Below are 18,126 nucleotides of genomic sequence, written 5' to 3'. Positions count from 1 at the left end.
GACCGCATGGCAAATCCAGCATCGATCCGCCTGGGCACCACGGGCAAGGAAAAGGTCAAGGCAGACCTGAATGAGATCGCGGATGCCGGCGTCGCATCGGTCAAGCGGCTCCAGCGCCAGGAGCAGCAGGCCGCTGCCGATCGGGATGCGGCGATCGTCCGGGAGAAGGCGGCGCGGTCGAAGCTCGACCTGCTGATGCCGGGCCTTAATCCGGCCAAGCTCGATGCCGGCGCGGGTGTCCGTGATACGGTCGGGAAAGATGCGGCATCATCGGCGCAGGTCTTCGAGCAGGCCTATGCCCAGATGGAGAAGCGCGCCGATGCCCTGCGTGCGGCGATTGACCCGGTATTCCTGGCGCAGCAGCGATTCGACCGCGAGATCGCCGAGGCGCGCACGCTGCTGAGCCACAATGTCATTTCGCTGGACGATTATTCCAAGCGGCATTGGCAGCTGCAGCAGAGCATGGCGGGATCGACGCGCGAGCTGGAGGGACAGGCCAAGGCCTCCGGCCTCGCCAAGGCGGGCTACCAGCAGCTGAATTACCAGCTGTCGGACATCGCGACGCAATTTTCATCGGGCGCGCCGCCGATGCAGATCTTCGCGCAGCAATCGGGCCAGCTATTCCAGGCGCTCGGCATGATCGCGGCGGGCGGGGCCAGTGCATCCGCCGGCGTCGAGCAGGCGGGTGCCGCATCGGAGGAAGCGGGTGTCGATGTCGCCGGACTGGGTGAGCAGGCCGTCGGGGTAGCCGAAAAAGCCGGTGAAATGGGCGGCAAGATGGGGAAGGTCGCAGCCTTCATGACCGGCCCGTGGGGGGCGGCCCTGCTCGTCGCCATCTCGCTGCTTGGCCCCTTCATCGGCAAGCTCTTCGAGAGCAGCGATGCGCTGGGCGACATGGTCGACAAGATGAAGGCGGATGCCGAGGCGACCGAGAATAATCGGCAGGCCAAGCTGCTTTACATGGCCACCGAGGAAGGCGTCGCACAGGCGATCCGCGACAGCACGGAGGCCACTCGTCAGTCGATCGCAGCGGAAAAATCAGCGGCCGAGCAGTCGAATATCGCGGCCAAGATGAAGCTCCAGGAAGAGATCGCGATCCGGCGTGCGACACAGGCGCGCTACGAGGACGCGCGGGCGGCGCTGGGCGTGCAGATACAGTCGGCGCGCGCGCCGGGTGAGCGTGGCGACATCGCCGCGCTGGGTATCGCGAGCCGGCAGAATGAAGTCGACGCGCTGGCGGCTAAAATCGCCGCGCAGGGGGATCTGATCGCGCAGGCCGAGGCGCGCGTACAGGAGACGCGGATCGCGCTGGCGGGTGAGGCCGCGGCGCGGGCTGTCGATCCGATGGCGCGAATCAAGAAAATCTATGACGATCAGGTCAGTGCCGCCCATGCCAAAGCACGTGCCGAAGGTGAGGTGAATTCGGCGCTCACGAGGCAGCTGACGCAGATCGAGCGAAATCGTCAGGCGGCCATCAAAGCCGAACAAGACCGAGCGGCCGCGCGCGAAAAGGCTGCCCCCCGCGTCAGCCAGGCGGGGCGGAATATTTCCCTCGCCGATGCGCGTGACATCGTCGAAGGCGTAGGCGGACACGTCAATTCCGACCACCGCACCCGGGCCGAGCAGGAAAAGCTCTACGCCAAATATATGGCCTATAAAAACGGTGGCCCATGGGCGCCGCTGGCGGCAAGGCCGGGTACCAGCAATCACGAGCTCGACCAGGCCGTCGACGTCGCCAAGGCGCGAGGCGTCACGCTGGCTAAGCTCGTCACGGCCTTCCGGCAGGCTGGTGTGAAGGTCGTCGAGCAGCTCGACGAGGGCAGCCACTATCACATCGCCTGGAAAAAGACTGGCGAGGCGGCGCTCGCGGCGACGCAGGAGCGCAAGGATCAGTCCGAGCAGATCCGGAAAGCCGCCGAGGCGCAGCGGGAGCTGGCGCAGGATCTGAGCGAGGTCGTGCGCACCTTCGATCCGGCTCGCGCGGCCGCCGAGGACTATGCCGCGACGCTGGCGAAAATCGACCGGCTGGTGAAGAGCGGCGCACTGACCATCGAGCAGGCCAGCGGCTATCGCCTGACCGCGATCGCGCAGGATCAGGAGCGCATCGCGGCAGCGCGCGTCGAGCAATTCCGCACGCTATTCGGCACCGGTGATCCGATGCGTGGTGATATCGGCCGCTACGATCGCGACCTGAAAGCCAGCAATGACAATGGCGCGGACGTCGCCGAGGCAAAGCTCCGCGCGGCTGGCGTCGCGCTGGACGAGCTGCGCGGGTACGGGATCGACTTCGCCGAGACGGTCCTGTCGCCGGACACCTGGACGTCATGGGGGAATGCCGGCCAGACCATCATCGGCAGCCTGAAATCCGAATTCATCAAGCTCGCGCTGCTCAATCCCCTGCGCAATCTCATCAATGGCGACAGCGCACTGCCGACCCTGACGAGCGCGATCGGCAAGATCGGCGGGCTATTCGGCGGCGCTCCGAAGGTCGGGGCGAATGCGACCGGCACCGAATATTGGGGCGGCGGACTGTCGCTGGTCGGCGAGCTTGGGCCGGAGGTGGTGTCGATGCCGCGCGGGTCGCGAGTGACGCCGGCGGCGGATACGCGGCGGATGCTGGCCGCCGGCAATGACAATGGCGGGAGGCGTCTGGAGGTCACCGTGACGCCGTCGCCCTATTTCGACGTGCGGGTGCAGGAGGTCGCGGGGCCGATGGCGGATGTCGCGGCGACGCGCGGTGCGGCGGGCGGCAGCGCGATGGCGCAGCGCGAGATCGCGCGCGGCCAGTCGCGGGCGATCGTCTGATGCCGACCGCCCTCCCCACCCTGCGTCAGCCGAAATCGGCGACGCTGCGGCCCATGGATTTCGGCGCGTGGCAGTCGCCGACCGGGCCGGGCGCGGCACAGCGGCTGGAGCGGCTGGGCAGTCGCTTCGCACTGGACATCATGACCGGGCGCTTGCGCTGGGTCGAGGACCGGCGAGCGTGGATCGGCGCGCTGCTGCGCGGGATCAGCGATACGGTGCTGTATCCGGTGTCGCAGCCGGGGCTGGTGATCGGCAATCCGGGCGCGCCGCGCATCGCCGGCGGCGGCCAGGCGGGGCAGGTGCTGGCGCTGACCGGCTTCGCGGCCGGCTATGTGATGCGGGAATCGCAGGCGGTGTCGATCATCATCGGCGGTCAGCGCTACCTGTACGCGGCGACCGCCGAGACGGCCGCCGATGGGTCGGGCGCGATGGCGCTGCCGGTCTGGCCGCCGGTGCGCCGGTCGCCGGCGGCCGATGCCGTATGCGAGGTCGCCGTGCCGATGATCGAGGGCAGCCTGTCGGGCAATGACAAGGGCTGGACCGACGAGCGCGCGCATACGGTCGGGCTGACCCTGACCATTACCGAGATCGAGTGAGGGACCGTCATGGCTGAAGCCTCCCCCGCCATGCAGGCCGCGATGGCGGCCCGGACCGTCCGGATGTTCGGCGCGGTCGAGATCCTCTTCCCGGGCTATGCCCTGCGGCTGATCGACGGCCCGGGCGCTTTCGCCGCCGCGCCGTGGAATGCCTTCACCGGGCGGGACCCGCGATTCGGCACGATCGCGTCGATCGACACGATATCGGACGGCACCGGCGACGATGCGCCGGCGATCAGCCTGACGCTCAATCCGGCGAATGACATCGCGGTGGCGTCGCTTGCCGCCTCGGCGATGCAGGGATCACGGGTGCGGTGCTGGCTGGGCGTCGTGCAGGCGACGACCGGGATCGTCGTGCCCGACCCGATCCTGCTCTTCGACGGCAAGCTCGACGTCGCGACGATCAAATGGGGCAGCCGCAGCCGGTCGGTGGACTACGACATCGTGTCGGATTTCGAGCGCTTCTTCGACCTGGAGGAAGCCATTCGCCTGTCGGACAGCCACCATCAGGACGTGTGGCCGGGGGAGCAGGGCCTCGCCTTCGTCACCGGCGTGACGGCGACGGTGCCGTGGGGCACGAATAATCTGGGATCGGTGGTGACGAAATGACCAAGGTCCCGCCGATGGTCCGCCGCCGCGATGCGGCACAGGCGACGCTCGCGCGCTTTGGCGATGTGCCGCTGAAGCTCGGGAAGAATGACTGCGTGCGCATGGGCGCATTCGCGCTGCGCCAGATGGGCCACCGGCCGCAGCTGGGCCGCGCGGGCAGCTATTCGACGCCGATCGGCGCGGTACGGGCGCTGAAGCGCGCGGGCTACGCCTCGCTGGCCGATGCGCTCGATGGTCTGGGTCTGGCTCGGATTGCCCCGGCGGCGGCACTCCCCGCGGATATCCTGCTGCTGGCGAGCGAGGGGCCGCTGGACGGCGCGATCGCGGTGGTGCTCGGCAATGGGCGGGCGCTGGCGTATCACCAGCATGCGGAGGGCGCGGTCGTCGTGCATCCCGTCGACGTCGTCTCGGCTTGGAGGGTGCCACCGAAATAGCGGCTGGCACCCTCACTTGGTCAGCTCTTTTCAGGCTTCAGTCCGACGCACCGTTTCCAAGCGCCGCCGATCGTCCCGAACTTTTTCCGGTATTCGACCCTGCTACCGGTGCCTTCGGGATACACCGAAAAGGCCAGCGACACCGCGCCGTACCCGTTCTTGATCAGGATCGTGCGCGAGCCATCGTCTCGCGGCAGCGGTACTGTATTATTCCTATCCGCCAGACAGAACGACATCTCGTCGGCCGATTTCGTCGAGTGGAATGTCTCCGTAATTGGCCCATCGAGCACCTTCTGTGTCGATGCGCAGCCGGCCAGCGCGAGCGCGGCCAGACCAATAATCCACCTTTGCATATTGCCTCCCTGTCCCGCGTGACGCGGGCGGTGAGCATGGCCGAGCGCAAATCAGAAGGGCAAGTCGCAAATGAGCAAAGCCCTTGGGACAGCAGCTCTTATTGTAGGCGCCGTGGCGCTTGCCGCCACCGGCGTGGGCGCTGCAATCGGCGCCGCCGCCGTTACGTCTGCCATCGGGGTTTCAGCCGGTACGATCAGCGCGATCGCTGGCGGCCTGTCGGTGGCAGCATCCCTGACCGCAAAGAAACCCACAGCCACCGGCGGCGGGTCGCAGATCGAATTCAGCGCGGATCCACAGGCCGGCGTGCCGTATCTGGTCGGCCGCACCGGTACCGCGGGCAATATCATCCTGCGCCAGGCGAGCGACGGCTGGTCGGTGAATACGCCGAATGACCTGAATGACATGGTGACGATCCTGTCGGGGGCCGGGCCGATCGCTGGCATCGAGAGCTTCACCAGCGACAAGGTGGCGATCAGCTTCGACGCCGCCGGCAATGCGATCGGAGAGTATAAAGACAAGATGTTCCAGCGCAGCCAGCGCGGGCTATGCCCCGAGCCGGCGGCGCTGACGGTGCAGGCGGGATCGTCCAGCGCGCCGACCGGATGGACGGCGGCACACAGGCTGTCGGGCCTCGCGGCGGTGATGTGGCGGCTGCGCTACGACGCCAAGCAGCGCTTCTTCCAGAATGGCGTGCCTGCGCCGATGTGGGTCGCGCGCGGGGTGCTGGTCTATGATCCGCGCATGGATTCGACCTATCCGGGCGGGTCGGGTCCGTGCCGGTGGGATGACGAGTCGACATGGGTGTATGACGGCGCAGATTCCGCGCATCCATCGGGCGAGAATCCCTACCTCCACGCGCTGGCCTGGGTGATCGGCCGTCACCAGAACGGCAAGCGCGTGATGGGCCTTGGGTCGCCGATCGAGTCGATCATCGTCAGCGATTTCGTCGAGGGCGCGAATGTCGCCGACGCGAATGGCTGGACGATCGGCGGCGTCGTCTACAGCCGGCCGGACACCAAGTGGAATGTGCTGAAGCTGATGCTGCAGGCGGGCGCCGGCGAGCCGCTGAAGGTCGGGGCGCGGATCGGCTGTCTGGTCAATACGCCGCGCGTGTCGCTGGCCACGGTGACCGAGGCGGATATCTGCGGCGACAGCACGCTGGCGGCGATGCAGCCGGTGCGCAATCGCCTGAATACCGTCACTCCGCGGATCCGGTCAGAGGCGCATGGCTGGGCGATAGTCCCACTCGCGCCGATCCGGGTGCCTGAGCATGTCGCCGAGGACGGCGACGAGCGGTCGCGCGAGATCGAGTACGGGCTGGTGCAGGATGTCGATCAGGGGGCGACGCTGGCGCGGTACGACATCGAGAATACCCGCGAGCTGGGGCCGGGGACCTTCCCGCTGTTCCCGCGCTGGATCAATTTCAAGGGTGGCGACTGCATCACGATCGACCGGGGCGACCTGGAGCCGCTGAAGGTGCTGATCCTGAAGCGCAAGATCGAGCCGGCGACGGGCACGGTGACCTTCGAGGTACGGTCGGAGACGGACGGCAAGCACGCCTTCGCGCTGGGCCAGACGACCACGCCGCCGCCGACTGCGTCGGTATCGGGGTACGACCCCAGCGTCGCCGCGCCGGCGGTGGGTGACTGGACGGCGATCGGGGCCACGCTGACCGCGAATGGGGTATCCATCCCGGCCGTGGTGGTGACGGGGCAAGTCGTGCTGGGCACGGCCGATGCCGCGATCTTCGATCTTCGGCCGTACATCGCGGGTGCAGGCATGGAGGATGGCTGGATCGGCGGCGGGGTCGAGGCCCCGACGGTCACCAAGCGCGAATTCACGGGGGTGACGCCGGGCACGCAGTATGAGGTGAGCGTGCGGTACCGCGTTCGCGGGGTCATCGGCAATCGGCGGATCCTTGGCCCGGTCACCGCTGGCGATTTCACCGTACCGGGCGACGGCGGCGGCGATGGCGGTGTGGCGGCGATGACCGCGACCGAATTCGTCGCCACCCTGCGCAATGGCACGCGCACGGTCGACGTCTCCTGGCGCACACCCCGGTCGCCGCGCTTCAATGTCTCGCGGATCGTCGTGAATGGCACCGAGGACAGCACCGGATATGGCGGCAGCCTGGGTGGGTACATCGCCACGACGATCACCCTGACGGGGTCGATGCAATATTTCGACATCGTCATCCGGTCCTACGACGACGCGGGCGTCGCGGTGGATACCGATCCGATCACGATCGAGCCCTGACCCCTTCGGGTCGCGCCTTCATCTTCCCGACTGGAGCATTGCCGATGACGACCACGACCCCGTCGTGCGCGGACGCCTGCGCGTGATCGACCGCAATCTCGACCTGTATGTCGTGGCCGGTGAGCCGGTCCGCGTCCGCTATCGCCGCCAGCTGGCTGATGGCGCGACGCGCGAGCTGGTCGGCGAGGTGTACGCTTTCACCATCTACGCGGCCGACGGCACGACCGTCTCCAGTGTCGCCAGCGCGATCGGTCAGGATGCGGACGGCGACTATGCCGACATGACCCATCCGGCGACGCTGAGCGTCGAGTGTGCCGGACGGATCGGCCTGCGCTGGGAGCTGGCCGAGGTGCTGCCAGTCGGTCGTCAGCGGCGCTTTGCCGGGCGCTTCAGCGTGGCGCGCGGACCGGGCAGCGTCGCCGGCAGCGCCTCGCCGTACGCCGTGCCGGACATCGACTGGATCATCGAAAGGGATAGTGGCCGATGAGCACGATTATTGCCGAGACGCGCGGCGGCCGGGGCCTGAGCGCAGCCGAGCAGTCGTATATTGCCGGTGACATCACGGCGCCGACACAGGCCGCTCTCAGCGAGTATTTGCGTGCGCCGGCGATCACCGCTGCAGCGCTGGCGGATGCCGAGCGTCAGGCGTCAGTCGCGCAGCGCGCCGCGATCGCCGGCGATCTGGCGGGAAGGCAGCCCGTATCTGCGGTGCTGACGCGCCTGGCGCAGCGGGTCTACATCAATGACCTGGCGGGCATCGTCGAGGGGTCGGTCAGCCTGTCGCAGGCGGTCATCAATGCCGCGGTCATCAATGCGGCGATCGTCAGCGGCACGATGCTGTACATCCGGCCAGGCAGCTGGATCTCGCTTGGCGGGCAGCTGCAGTGGATCCGCAAGTCCTATTGCGGGGTGGTGTGGGACGGCAGCGGCGCGCGGCCGTATCTCCATATGCACCCCGCCTGGTTCACCAATGTCCGCCCGGCCTCGGTATCCGGGTCCATCACAAATGATCCGCGCGCCGCTCTCATCCGCGTCGACGGGTCGGCGGCGCTGGACAGCCGCGACGTCCGCTTTGAGGGGGTCGGCATAGCCTATGACGGCGGCGGCGGCCGCTACCTTGCCGGTATCAGCGCGATCGGCGTACATGATTTCCGGATGCTCGGGTGCGAGGTCACCGGTATTCCAAATGGCTTTGGCATCACCGCGGGCTCGCTGCAGGGCGACACCCAGCTCCGCGATAATCGCATCCACGATTTCTACGACGATTCCCTGAAGGCCTTCGACGGCTCGGACTGGCTGGGCCGGGTGCAGTCGACCGGAATCGAGCTGGACAATAATCGCTACCCGGGCGTGTACAGCGTCGGCGTACGTATCATGGACAATACGATCGAGCGGATCATGAAGAGCGAGCTTTTCGCGAGCCTTCCAATCAACGGCCCACCCACCCCCGGCAAGCCGACCGCGATGCAGACCGATGGCATCAATATCGGCAATGACCAGACACGCGGCACCATCGTCTCCGGCAACCTGATCGACACCGTCAGCGAGGGGATCGACAATTTCGGCTCGTACGGCAGCATTTCGTACAACATCGTCCGCAACGCCTGGGACCACGGCATCAAGCTCGTCCATGGTGCGGAAGGGAATGCGCTGAATGGGAATATCATAGAAAATGCCGGCCTGACCGGCCTGACCATGGGCGACGGCAACGTCCGGTCGGTACGAGCCAATGTCGCTACCGGGGGCACGATTTCCGGCGTCGGCTATAACGGGGTCTGGTTAAATCTGGGCGCGATGGCTGCGGTCCGCTTTGGCGCGTCGACGCCGGCACCCGGCCGGTATCAGGCGATGGATAATGTCGTGAATGGCGTCACGATCATGCTCACGCCAAAGACGAAATTCGGGTGGTTCGGCGACAAGGAGGGCGACGCGGACCTCCGGAATCGTGGTGTCGACATCAATATGGTCGGCACTCCGCTCGAGCACCGCGTCCGCATCGACCAGTCGGCGGGCGGCTTTTACAATGGCGGCGTCCGCCTCGTCGGCTCGTCCACATACATCACGAGCCTCGCCGCGTAGTGCCCGCCCATCATCACACCTCACACCTCAGGAGCGATCCATGCTCTGTCCATATCTGACAGCCAGCGCATCCAGCGCCACCAGCCGGTACATCGGCGATGCGATCGGTGTGGCGCTTGCCCCGCCGTCGCTCGCGGATAATCCCGGGCTGCTCGCGTGGAATCTTTTCGTGATGACCGCAGCGATGTGCCTGGGGATCATGATGGCGGGGAAGCAGGCGCGGCGGCTGTGGGCGACGCGCATGATCGATCATCCCACCGACCCGGTGTCGATCTACCGGATCGTCATCCTGCTCGCCGGCTGCGCGGTCGCCTTGCGTGGCGGCGCGGAGGCGGTGAGCCTGTGGTCGTGGTCGTCGGGTGATGCCGACACGATCGCGCGGGTCGCGACGATCAAGCGCTGGCTCGATCCGATCTCGGTGGCGTGCGGCTTCGCCTGGATGGCGCTGCACGTCCTGGCGGAGCCGATGATCGAGCACCAGCTGCGCAAGGCCCCGCTGCCGGTCGACATGTGGTCGCGCTGGCCGCAGCTGCGCCGGCCGGCGCTGGTGCTGATCGTCAGCCTCCTGATGGCGGCTGCTGCCGTCGGCCTGCGCTAATGAAGGAGGGCGCTCTTTCCGCCGCTCCGGGCATTTCCGTGCCGGTCATCTGGTCGGTCCTCGGCTACTCTTTCCCCGGCGGGTCGATGATCGTCGGGCTGCTCGCCTGCTTCATGGTCCGGCTTTTCATCACGCTGGACGCCCCCGGTCCCAAGCGCTGGCTTCTCGACGGGATCGTCACCGGCATGGCGATGCTCATCACCGCCGTGTGGATCGTCGAGCATCAGGTCGACCTTTTCGCCGCACTCGGCACCGGCGGCACGGCCGGGGCCGTCGGCGCGGGTATCATCAGCTTTTTCAAGCGGCGCGGACAGAGCGCCATCGATGCGCTGGACGCGGTCATCCCCGGCAAGCCCGTCGTGCCGCCCGAGATGACGGCGGCGCCGCGCGAGATCGACAAGACCGACTGATCCGGCGGCGGACAGACCCGCCCCCCCTCACCTATTCGGAGACAGACGATGGCAATGGCGATCGATCCTGCGTGGCTGCTCGCCGCGCGGGCCAAGCTCGGTACCCGCGAAGCGGCCGGCGCGGCCAATAGCCCTACGATCATGGGCTGGGCCAAGGCGCTCGGCACCAAGGCGCTGGGCATGATGTACAATGCGGACAGCGTGCCGTGGTGCGGCGTTTTCGTGGCGGCCTGCCTGCGCGAGGCGGGCCTGTCGACCGCGCCGATCGCGGTGCGTGCCAAGGCGTGGGCGACGTGGGGCAGCAATATCGCGGCGGCGCGGCTGGCGCCGGGTGCGGTGCTGGTCTTCGAGCGCGACGGCGGCGGGCATGTCGCCTTCTACGTCGGCGAGGACGCGACCCACTATCATGTACTCGGCGGGAATCAGGGCGACCGGGTCAGCGTCATGCGGCTGGCCAAGGGCCGGTGCATCGCGCGGCGCTGGCCGACCGGGGTAGCCGTCATCGGACGTCAGGTGATGCTGGCGGCATCGGGTGCGCCCGCATCGACGAATGAGGCTTGAAGCCATGACGCGCATCATCACCGCAATTATCCTCGCCAATCTGGCCTGTGCCTGCGCCACCATCCAGGCCCCGCCGCGTGACGCCGTCGACCGGGCGCAGGCGGCCTATGACCGGATCGCCGCGACCGCACAGATCATCCTGCCCTATGTATCGCCCGCCCGTGCGGCGCGGATCCAGCTGGCGCTGTCACTGGCCGAGCGAGGGCTGATCGCTGCGCGGCTCGCATCGACGCTGGCCGAGCAGCGCGCGGCGCTAGCGCGGGCCGAAGCGGCGACCGCCATCATCACCACCCCCGACACCTGAGAGGTACTTCATGCACAAGATCCTGATGCTAGCCGCCGCCCTCGCAATCGGCGCACTGTCCACCCCTGCCGCTGCGCAGTCGACCGGGTCGTCAGTCGTCTTCCCCTCCGGCTGGGCTCCCGGCATGGCCCCCTGCGTACGCCAGGCTGATGCCACCTGCGTCCCGGTCAGTGCGACGGTGCCAATGCCAGTGACGGTCACCAGCAATACGGCCACCTCGGAGCGGGTAGAGGGCACCGTCGCCAATGGCGCGGCAGACAGCGGCAATCCGGTGAAGGTCGGGTGCTACTTTAATGGCGGCGGTACGATGCCGACCTATTCCACCGCCGCCCGGGCGGACATCCAGTGCGACGATCGAGGGAATGTCCGCGCCAAGATCACTGCGAATACCGCCTCGCCAGTGGATGGCGGGACGCTGGTCGCGCTTCCCATGAATGCGACCGTAGGCAATAATGCGCCGAGCGTGTCGGGGCCGCTGGGCGTCCTCCCCTATTACATGAGCGGGTCGACTAGTGTGTATGCACGCGGCGACACGACGGGAGCCTATGTCGTCGCCCGTGGCGGCGGCACGATCACTACCGGGCAGATCAGCGTCGGTACCTCCAGCACCCTGATTCTTGCGGGGCGGGCCGGTATCGGCGGGCGTCAGAAGGTCACGCTCGCGGTGGGCGCGGCCAATCCCTGCTATTTCGGCCCGGTCTCGGTCACAATAGCCACGGGCTTTCCGCTGCAGCCCGTGGCGGGCGCGACGATCACGATCGACACCGCGGCAGCGATCTATGCGGTGTGCAGCGCGGCCACCACGATCAGCTATCTGGAGCAATACTGATGCGCCGGGCCGCACTTGCCGCCGCCGCCGCGCTGCTGCTGGCGCGGCCAGCCGTGGCACAGGTCGCCTATCCGCCGGCAGCGTCGCAGTGGGTCGACCAGAAGACCGTGACACTGGACGCCGCCGGCAATGCCACCTGGACATTCGACCTGGGCAATGCGCCGCCGGTGGTGCCCGTGGTCGTGCATATGCCGGCGGCGATGGACACGACCAATCCCATCACCTGCAATTACACGGCGCGGACGATGACGGGGGTCAGCATTCATTGCTGGCGCACCACGCTGCTCGGGCTGCTGACCAGCTTGTACAGCGGCAGCGTCGCTGGCGCGCAGGTGACTCTGGTCGCGCGGGCTATTCCCTAGTGCCGATCCGGCTGACGTAGTCCGGCTCCTCGGGGCCGCCATCGGTGTCCGGCTCTATCGTGATGCGGATGCCGAATGGCGTGAAAGCGTCGGCGGCGACCGGCTGGCCGATCATCAGTCGGCTGAGCAGGTGCTCAAGCTGGCCGCGCGCGATATTACAGCGCTGCACGATCGAGGCCTGATCGCCCTCGATCGTCAGTACGAAGCGGCGTGGCAGCCGCAGGCGCTCCTCATCCATATCGCGGTGCCCTCAATGCTGCGCGAGCCAGCGCAGCAGACCGAAGAAGGCGACCGTCGCCACCCAGATCAGCCGCGTCCGATTCGGCCCGGGCTTGCGCCGGCGGCGCGGCGGGTCGGGCACACGGTCACTCCAGTCGCGTAGCATCAGATGTCGAGGCCGCGCCGCTCGATCTCGGCGGCCAGGGCGTCGGCGATCGGGTCGCCGGGCTCTCCGGTGGTCTGCTGGTAGGCGGATAGAAGCTCCGCATCGGTCATGGTTGCGAGATCGGGCATGGCCTCCACGCTATGCCGATAACCCAGGAAAGCAATGGTTACGGCGATGACATCCCGCCTGCATGCTGGCTATGTGATTTTTGCCGCCCCATCGGTGGCAGGCGGCCGCCCGACGCTGCTGGCGAAGTGCGTGCCAGGCTACCTGCGGCAATCGTCATATTCGACGACATCGTCCAGCTTGCGTGGGTAGGAATGTAAAAAGGGCCCACCAAACTGGCGGGCCCTGCAGTGTCAAACGGACTGGCATATTCGGTTATCAGCCCAGAGGCAGTCACCCGGCCGCGATTGAGAGCCCCGGCTTGGTTCCTCCCGATCCTTCTGATGAGGGCGTAGCGTCGGTCTCTCCGCTTGCTCCTGAAGGATCTCCGCCATCCTGCGATTTTCCTCCGTCCTCATCGTCATTTGCATGGGTATCCTCCTCAGGGATGAATTTCGTAGATAGCGCGTGGAACGCATGTTCGTCGCCTGGAAGCTGGAAGCGGGCAAAATTTCCGAGCGCTTCGACAATGACAACCTCCTCGGCCGACGCACCTCGAACCTTCTCAAAGAGACCCGCCGCTTCCCGCTGGTCGATAACAAACGAGTGTGAAGAATAGGTTTCAGCTAGCTTCTGAATCGCTCCGTGCTTCACGTTCGACCATTTGGCAGCAAGGCGCTTACCATAGTCAACAGCGATCCGCATAGACCGCGATCGAGCGCCTACCTCCTCAGGGTCAATTCGACCGAAAACCGGTGCGTACAGCTGCGTTACAAAATCCGAAGCCGCTTTTGAAGCTGTCGGGAACGAAAGCAGGCCGTTGTTGGCAGCAATGTATTCGTTGACGATCGTGTAGAACGATTGCTTAGCACGGTCCTCAAGTGTGTTCAGTGCGTCCTGAATGACCAGGCCAGACTCAACTCGATCGAATTTGTCGACCTTGCTAAGCTGGATATCAAGTGGTCCTAGCTCACCATAGGGCATAAACGCGAGCTCTGATGAGCCAACTGCAATCAGCGTTCCGGCACTCTTGCAGCGTCCGGCGATAAGCACGGTCACCTTCTCATACTTATGCTGCAGGTACCGACAAATACGGTAAGCAGCGTCAGGGTCACCGCCGTTGGTTGTAAGTACGACTATAACCTCTTTTCGCGAAAAGTTATCCGAGACAATCTCGATGAACTCAAGATCCCGTAAAGCGGCAATTTCCCCATTATAGAGAAAAACATCAGCGTCGAGCTTAGCGGCGGCAGCCTTAGCCGTTTCAAGCGCGGCAGCGGGGACGTTGATAGCCATTACTCAGCTCCCTGCTGCCAACGAGCACGAGCGGCATCCCGCGCAATGCGCGACCGGTCATATGCCGACAACTTCGCGGCACGAGCGTGCCCCCCTTTTAGACCGCCAAGGCGCCCCAGAGCCATCGCAGCTTTGTTCTTTCCATCGGCGGTGAAAAGCTCGTCAACTTCATCGGGCTTATCGCTAATCATGAGCAATCTCCAATCGCAAGCAATCTAGCCATGCTTGAGCGGACACGCAACCAGTCCCCGGAAATATTCCTGACCGGTCAAGCATAGACGTGCTCCCATCGTTAGCGGTGGGACTGTCACACATCGAGATCCGCGACTAGGTCACGGGCAATCGGGCAACGCCCCTGCCCTGCCCTTTCAATGATGCCACTGGGCATATTATCGCTGGGGGCACGGGTGGGGGCACTGAGACACGGCGTCCCACAAGGAGTGACGCTATTCCGTCAATATCGCACTTTGGTGTGGTAGGGTCATCGGCCACCAAATTGCGATCCCATCGCGTCCCAATCCCGACCGGCTACCCCTTTGATTCGCCCCACCCGTCTTGATCCCACAGATCGCGGATGCCGACCTCCACGCCCAGCATATCGCTAAGCAGCCGGTGATCGCGAGGCGTCAGGGCCTTCGGGCGGCCGTGGACCACGAAGTCCCGCAGGTAGCCCGGCCGGCGGCTGAGCATGCGCGATAGCGCCGTCAGGGTGTGGCCCTGGTCCGCTGCGATGGTCGCGAGCGCCTGGCGTGGGTCGGCTATTCGCTGCCGTGGCAGCCGGCGGGGCGTAACGAATCGGAGCATGGCGGCAGGTTACCCCGTTCTGCTTTCGTTCTCAACATGACCCACCCGACCATCCGGCTTAGCGACGACGTGCGCCGGAATCGCGAGGTCGGTCGATATTGGTGAGCACGCACGGCCCATGCCGACCGTACGTATTATCCGGGCGAGGATGCCCCGAGTTCGCAGCCTGAATGTCGGAATTTTACCCGTTGAGGCATCCTCTGGTAACCTAGACCAGTTACGCCTATCCAACGCATATTACGTCGTGGAGTAGCAATGTCTCTTTTTGCGGTTGTGTCGCAGCAGTTAGATAATACGGCGGCCGTCGATGCGGCGCTGCGGACGTACCCTGGCAAATCCAACCGATGGTCGACCACTTTGGCCGTCGTCGCAGCCTCGGGAACCGCGCAATCGCTCGTAAGCGCGCTAGCTCTTGAAGATGATCAGCGCCACGGCCTCTTCGTCGTTCGCCTATCCCCGGACTATTACGGTTATTCCAGCACGGCGTTCTGGGACTGGATCAAGGAAACCTTCCAGGCAGACGCTAATGGTTAGGGCCGGCGGAAGTCGAGGGCGCGGGCCGGAGCGTGATGAAGCGCCGGTTGACCAGCCGGACGTCCCTCCGTCCAAATACCAGCCGCAAACTCACGATTTCACTTTGCAGGCGGTCGTTGAAGTCCAGCGCAGCGTTGGAGACCTGTGTGCGAAGGTGGATCGGCTTATAACTGATGTTGGGAAGCACGGGGAGAAGATCTCTGACCTGCGCGAGACGCTTTCGTTCTTGCGAGGCGTCGTGTGGGTGTTCGGCATTTTAGGTTTGCTCGTGGCTCCGGTTGCGACTTGGCTGCTCAACCGCAACTTTTCGGTATCGCCTCCTGCTCCAGTCGCCGCTGTAGCCCAGCCGACGATGATCGCCCCGCCCGCCGAGGCAGCTTCTCGGCCGAAGAACTGACGCTCAAAGCACCCAAGCCGTAAGCGAACTTGTCTTCAGTCGGGTGCTTGTCCGTTCGCAGTCGCGAAGGCGTGTCCCAGCTGCGGCCGGGGACGTGCAAGAGGAACCGCCAACCAGCTGCGCTTAGAGATGCACCGCTCTCGCTGGCAAGAATGTAAGTCAGCCCGCACCGAGACGACCAGATACCTTGTACCAATTCGCGGGAAGATGGAGAGCGACCCATGATCAACGATATCCAAGACTTCGAGTTTGAGATCAGTCACGACCGCCGCATCCAAGATTGGGAGTGGAGAGATCAGCCTTGGCGTGGCCGTGCGACATACGCAGCGGTGGCGGCCGCTCGCGGTGGCATTCCCGATGGGATGTCGCTGGCGGATGCTTTCCAAGACGTTTTTCCACAGATCGCGCGCCGAGCCGCAGAAAAGGTCCGCGCCGCAAACGGCCAGATCGATGAACCGGTCTTAATCGATGAGGGCGACCTCGCTGTCTGAGCCAAACGCGGCCGAGATTAGCACCGCCAGTATCTACCCGGGCCGGTTGATCCGATAGCGCGTCGCGGGTCATCGCCCTTCCCTGCAATGCGCGATCATCAACATCTTCGTGCCGCCAACTCGGTATTCCTCGGCGATCGGCGCGGCGATGCGTTCGTACACTGTCTCGTCGTTGTGCATGACGACGTTGGCGAGGAACGCCTGTTCGAACGTCTCGACCTCGCTCTCGACGCTTTCCAGCTTGGCCTTGATGACCAGCATCAACGCCCGCGCACGCGCTCGCTTCACCTGTTCTGCTATCTCAATCCGCTGCGCGCGCGTGTAGGACTGGTTTCGTCCGTTCACCTTGGGCATGGCGTCGATCTCGGGGTGCGCGACGCGGAACCGCACCATGCGGTCCCTCATGCTGAACTGGATCGTGAAGCGCTCCGGCTCGTCGAACTGCATGATGCGGATTGCGCCGGCGCGCTTAAGCAAGGTGATGATGTCAGCGATGGTCTTTTCAACCGCGACCGTGGTCTTTTCGGCATAGGCCATTACGCTGCGCCTCCCGCGCCGCGTTCGACCGAGCGGGCAGATGCAATAGCTTCTGCGACAGTCGCGCCGCGGCCAACCGTATTCCACTCGCGATCATTGATGCCGCCGCTCTCCTCCTCGACCCGCCACTCCTCGATCTGATCGTCATCATCGCCATAGATCGGGGAGTAAAACGCCAAGGACAGGCGGCGTTGAGACGATAGCCACACCAGGTCGTCGTCCAATACGGCGGGATGCGTCGGGGTGGTGGCGTCTGCCGGCATATAATCTATGTCGTCGCGCGGCCCGTTCGGCCCGTTCGGGTGACTATGGGATACGGCTTCGGCCAGCGTGTAGCGACCGGCGTCGGCTTTCGAGCGGGTATAGCCCTGCGCATTTGGCCGGTAGAATGCCCCGCCCTTGCGGATCAGATAGCGCGCGTCGATATGCGCCTCCCCCTCCTGCGCCGTTGCGGGCTGGGTAGCGGCGAGGGCGGCAGCCAGAGCTTCGGCGCGTGTGAACTGCTCCTGCATTGCCTGCCAGAGTGTGTCCTCTTGCGGTGTCGAGCGGCGGATTCGCTCCGCTTCCACGCATTCGCCACTGTCGACGGGATGGTCAGGGGTGTATTCCTCGCCGCTGTCCGGGTTCCATGCGACCCAGCCTGTTCCCACTCCCGCCCGATCGGTCGCATGCACAGGTCCGGCGTCGGCAGGCTCCCGCACGTCGTCGCGAGGGGTGGAGAGGACACGATCCTGATCCGAATGCGCCGCGATCAAGACTGCAATGTCATCTGTCAGCACCTCGATAACTGGACGCCCGGAATTGAGAGCCTTAACCGCCGCAATGGACAATCGAGCCTTTGCGGTCGCCAAGCTATCGCCCTTTCGCACCCCATCAGCCGGTGGGGGCGATTGGGTGGGCAGCGGGAGAATATCGTCGCCGTCCATGCCTTCGTCGCGATGCTGCCATGCATGCTCAATGACGGCATCCGAAAGCGTCACTTTGTCTCGTGTCGTCAGCATCCAGGCATAGGCTGCGAAGAACCCGCGCTCGAAATACGCCCGCTCATGGTCCAGAAAGACCGCCTCGCGATCCACTTGGGTCACCCCGCCATCGGCCTGCGATTGGTCGGACGGCACGGGGGTATCGGCGCTAGGGTAGCGGTCGACGCCGACGCGGCCCTGCCCGCAGCCGCTATCATGCGGGGGTATCCGTGGGGGTATTTCGCCGTCGGCGATCGGTGCTATAAGACCATCAGTTCGATAGGTGCCGGGCCCACCAATTCCTTTCGCGACGCAGCGGCGATACGCACGTCGTGGCGCTCCCCCGCCGGTCATGACTGACCTGGCTTCGTCACCGCTTTCCGATCCGCGGATGCCGTCCTGTTTCATGCATCGGCTT

General features: G+C 65.3%; 23 protein-coding genes. 15 read left to right on the top strand and 8 right to left on the bottom strand.

Annotation, left to right across the window (positions count from 1 at the left end):
• Window positions 1-6 precede the first annotated feature (6 nt).
• The 4 genes from ASE75_RS06170 to ASE75_RS06155 are packed head-to-tail and all read left to right on the top strand — an operon-like array spanning window position 7 to window position 4,444.
• Window positions 7-2,805: a hypothetical protein gene (locus ASE75_RS06170; RefSeq protein ID WP_055930511.1), complete on the top strand. Its 2,799-nt coding sequence runs from the start codon at window positions 7-9 to the stop codon at window positions 2,803-2,805.
• Entirely contained in the window at window positions 2,805-3,401 is a 597-nt protein-coding gene (locus tag ASE75_RS06165; RefSeq protein ID WP_055930508.1) for a hypothetical protein, read from the top strand. Before ASE75_RS06170 ends, ASE75_RS06165 begins: the two co-directional genes overlap by 1 nt.
• A gap of 9 nt (window positions 3,402-3,410) precedes the next feature.
• On the top strand, window positions 3,411-4,010 hold the full coding sequence (locus ASE75_RS06160; RefSeq protein ID WP_055930503.1) for a hypothetical protein: 600 nt from the start codon (window positions 3,411-3,413) through the stop codon (window positions 4,008-4,010).
• The gene (locus ASE75_RS06155; RefSeq protein WP_055930501.1) at window positions 4,007-4,444 is read left to right on the top strand and encodes a DUF6950 family protein; all 438 of its coding nucleotides are present in this window, start codon (window positions 4,007-4,009) and stop codon (window positions 4,442-4,444) included. Before ASE75_RS06160 ends, ASE75_RS06155 begins: the two co-directional genes overlap by 4 nt.
• Before the next feature lie 20 nt (window positions 4,445-4,464).
• Here the strand turns inward: ASE75_RS06155 and ASE75_RS15855 are convergent, their stop codons facing one another.
• Window positions 4,465-4,797: a hypothetical protein gene (locus tag ASE75_RS15855; protein ID WP_235512527.1), complete on the bottom strand. Its 333-nt coding sequence runs from the start codon at window positions 4,795-4,797 to the stop codon at window positions 4,465-4,467.
• Between the two features lie 112 nt (window positions 4,798-4,909).
• Between ASE75_RS15855 and ASE75_RS06145 the strand changes: the two genes are divergently transcribed.
• The 9 genes from ASE75_RS06145 (at window position 4,910) to ASE75_RS06105 (ending at window position 12,197) form a co-directional block, all read left to right on the top strand.
• Window positions 4,910-7,054 (top strand): hypothetical protein, encoded by a 2,145-nt coding sequence (locus ASE75_RS06145; RefSeq protein ID WP_055930499.1) that lies wholly within the window; start codon window positions 4,910-4,912, stop codon window positions 7,052-7,054.
• 64 nt (window positions 7,055-7,118) lie between these two features.
• Window positions 7,119-7,541 carry a hypothetical protein gene (locus ASE75_RS06140; RefSeq protein ID WP_055930496.1) on the top strand — a complete coding sequence of 141 codons (423 nt, stop codon included), beginning with the start codon at window positions 7,119-7,121 and terminating at the stop codon, window positions 7,539-7,541.
• Window positions 7,538-9,133: a hypothetical protein gene (locus ASE75_RS06135; protein WP_055930493.1), complete on the top strand. Its 1,596-nt coding sequence runs from the start codon at window positions 7,538-7,540 to the stop codon at window positions 9,131-9,133. Before ASE75_RS06140 ends, ASE75_RS06135 begins: the two co-directional genes overlap by 4 nt.
• Before the next feature lie 40 nt (window positions 9,134-9,173).
• Window positions 9,174-9,731, top strand: coding sequence for a hypothetical protein (locus tag ASE75_RS06130; protein WP_055930490.1), 558 nt, complete (start codon window positions 9,174-9,176; stop codon window positions 9,729-9,731).
• Window positions 9,731-10,141, top strand: coding sequence for a hypothetical protein (locus ASE75_RS06125; RefSeq protein WP_055930487.1), 411 nt, complete (start codon window positions 9,731-9,733; stop codon window positions 10,139-10,141). The genes ASE75_RS06130 and ASE75_RS06125 overlap by 1 nt, the downstream gene beginning before the upstream one ends.
• 48 nt (window positions 10,142-10,189) lie before the next feature.
• The gene (locus ASE75_RS06120; RefSeq protein WP_082463831.1) at window positions 10,190-10,702 is read left to right on the top strand and encodes a TIGR02594 family protein; all 513 of its coding nucleotides are present in this window, start codon (window positions 10,190-10,192) and stop codon (window positions 10,700-10,702) included.
• 4 nt (window positions 10,703-10,706) lie between these two features.
• A complete protein-coding gene (locus ASE75_RS06115; RefSeq protein ID WP_055930480.1) occupies window positions 10,707-11,006 on the top strand; it encodes a hypothetical protein in 300 nt (99 codons plus the stop codon).
• 10 nt (window positions 11,007-11,016) lie between these two features.
• Window positions 11,017-11,835, top strand: coding sequence for a hypothetical protein (locus ASE75_RS06110; protein ID WP_156340211.1), 819 nt, complete (start codon window positions 11,017-11,019; stop codon window positions 11,833-11,835).
• On the top strand, window positions 11,835-12,197 hold the full coding sequence (locus ASE75_RS06105; RefSeq protein ID WP_055930475.1) for a hypothetical protein: 363 nt from the start codon (window positions 11,835-11,837) through the stop codon (window positions 12,195-12,197). The genes ASE75_RS06110 and ASE75_RS06105 overlap by 1 nt, the downstream gene beginning before the upstream one ends.
• Here the strand turns inward: ASE75_RS06105 and ASE75_RS06100 are convergent.
• The 5 genes from ASE75_RS06100 to ASE75_RS15675 form a co-directional block, all read right to left on the bottom strand.
• Window positions 12,187-12,435: a hypothetical protein gene (locus ASE75_RS06100; protein ID WP_055930472.1), complete on the bottom strand. Its 249-nt coding sequence runs from the start codon at window positions 12,433-12,435 to the stop codon at window positions 12,187-12,189. The two genes, ASE75_RS06105 and ASE75_RS06100, sit on opposite strands and share 11 nt — an antisense overlap.
• 12 nt (window positions 12,436-12,447) lie before the next feature.
• Window positions 12,448-12,582 carry a hypothetical protein gene (locus ASE75_RS16020; RefSeq protein WP_268796027.1) on the bottom strand — a complete coding sequence of 45 codons (135 nt, stop codon included), beginning with the start codon at window positions 12,580-12,582 and terminating at the stop codon, window positions 12,448-12,450.
• On the bottom strand, window positions 12,582-12,710 hold the full coding sequence (locus ASE75_RS16015) for a hypothetical protein (protein ID WP_268796026.1): 129 nt from the start codon (window positions 12,708-12,710) through the stop codon (window positions 12,582-12,584). The genes ASE75_RS16020 and ASE75_RS16015 overlap by 1 nt, the downstream gene beginning before the upstream one ends.
• A 271-nt stretch (window positions 12,711-12,981) precedes the next feature.
• On the bottom strand, window positions 12,982-13,983 hold the full coding sequence (locus ASE75_RS15070; protein WP_082463830.1) for an SDH family Clp fold serine proteinase: 1,002 nt from the start codon (window positions 13,981-13,983) through the stop codon (window positions 12,982-12,984).
• A 528-nt stretch (window positions 13,984-14,511) separates the two neighbouring features.
• A complete protein-coding gene (locus ASE75_RS15675; RefSeq protein ID WP_055930469.1) occupies window positions 14,512-14,787 on the bottom strand; it encodes a hypothetical protein in 276 nt (91 codons plus the stop codon).
• Between the two features lie 255 nt (window positions 14,788-15,042).
• Here ASE75_RS15675 and ASE75_RS06090 point away from each other — a divergent pair, with 255 nt between their 5' ends.
• Together ASE75_RS06090 and ASE75_RS06085 are read left to right on the top strand one after the other, a co-directional pair.
• Window positions 15,043-15,321: a hypothetical protein gene (locus tag ASE75_RS06090; RefSeq protein WP_055930466.1), complete on the top strand. Its 279-nt coding sequence runs from the start codon at window positions 15,043-15,045 to the stop codon at window positions 15,319-15,321.
• A gap of 618 nt (window positions 15,322-15,939) precedes the next feature.
• Complete coding sequence (locus ASE75_RS06085) at window positions 15,940-16,209, top strand: hypothetical protein (protein ID WP_055930462.1); 270 nt, start codon at window positions 15,940-15,942, stop codon at window positions 16,207-16,209.
• A gap of 69 nt (window positions 16,210-16,278) precedes the next feature.
• On the opposite strand, the gene ASE75_RS06080 is transcribed toward ASE75_RS06085, so the two are convergent.
• Together ASE75_RS06080 and ASE75_RS06075 are read right to left on the bottom strand one after the other, a co-directional pair.
• Window positions 16,279-16,746: a hypothetical protein gene (locus ASE75_RS06080; RefSeq protein WP_055930459.1), complete on the bottom strand. Its 468-nt coding sequence runs from the start codon at window positions 16,744-16,746 to the stop codon at window positions 16,279-16,281.
• On the bottom strand, window positions 16,746-18,116 hold the full coding sequence (locus ASE75_RS06075; RefSeq protein WP_156340208.1) for a hypothetical protein: 1,371 nt from the start codon (window positions 18,114-18,116) through the stop codon (window positions 16,746-16,748). The genes ASE75_RS06080 and ASE75_RS06075 overlap by 1 nt, the downstream gene beginning before the upstream one ends.
• Window positions 18,117-18,126: the final 10 nt, after the last annotated feature.

This window comes from Sphingomonas sp. Leaf17, from assembly GCF_001421505.1.
In the GTDB taxonomy this organism is placed as follows: domain Bacteria; phylum Pseudomonadota; class Alphaproteobacteria; order Sphingomonadales; family Sphingomonadaceae; genus Sphingomonas.
This window is presented reverse-complemented; position numbering and strand designations above follow the sequence as displayed.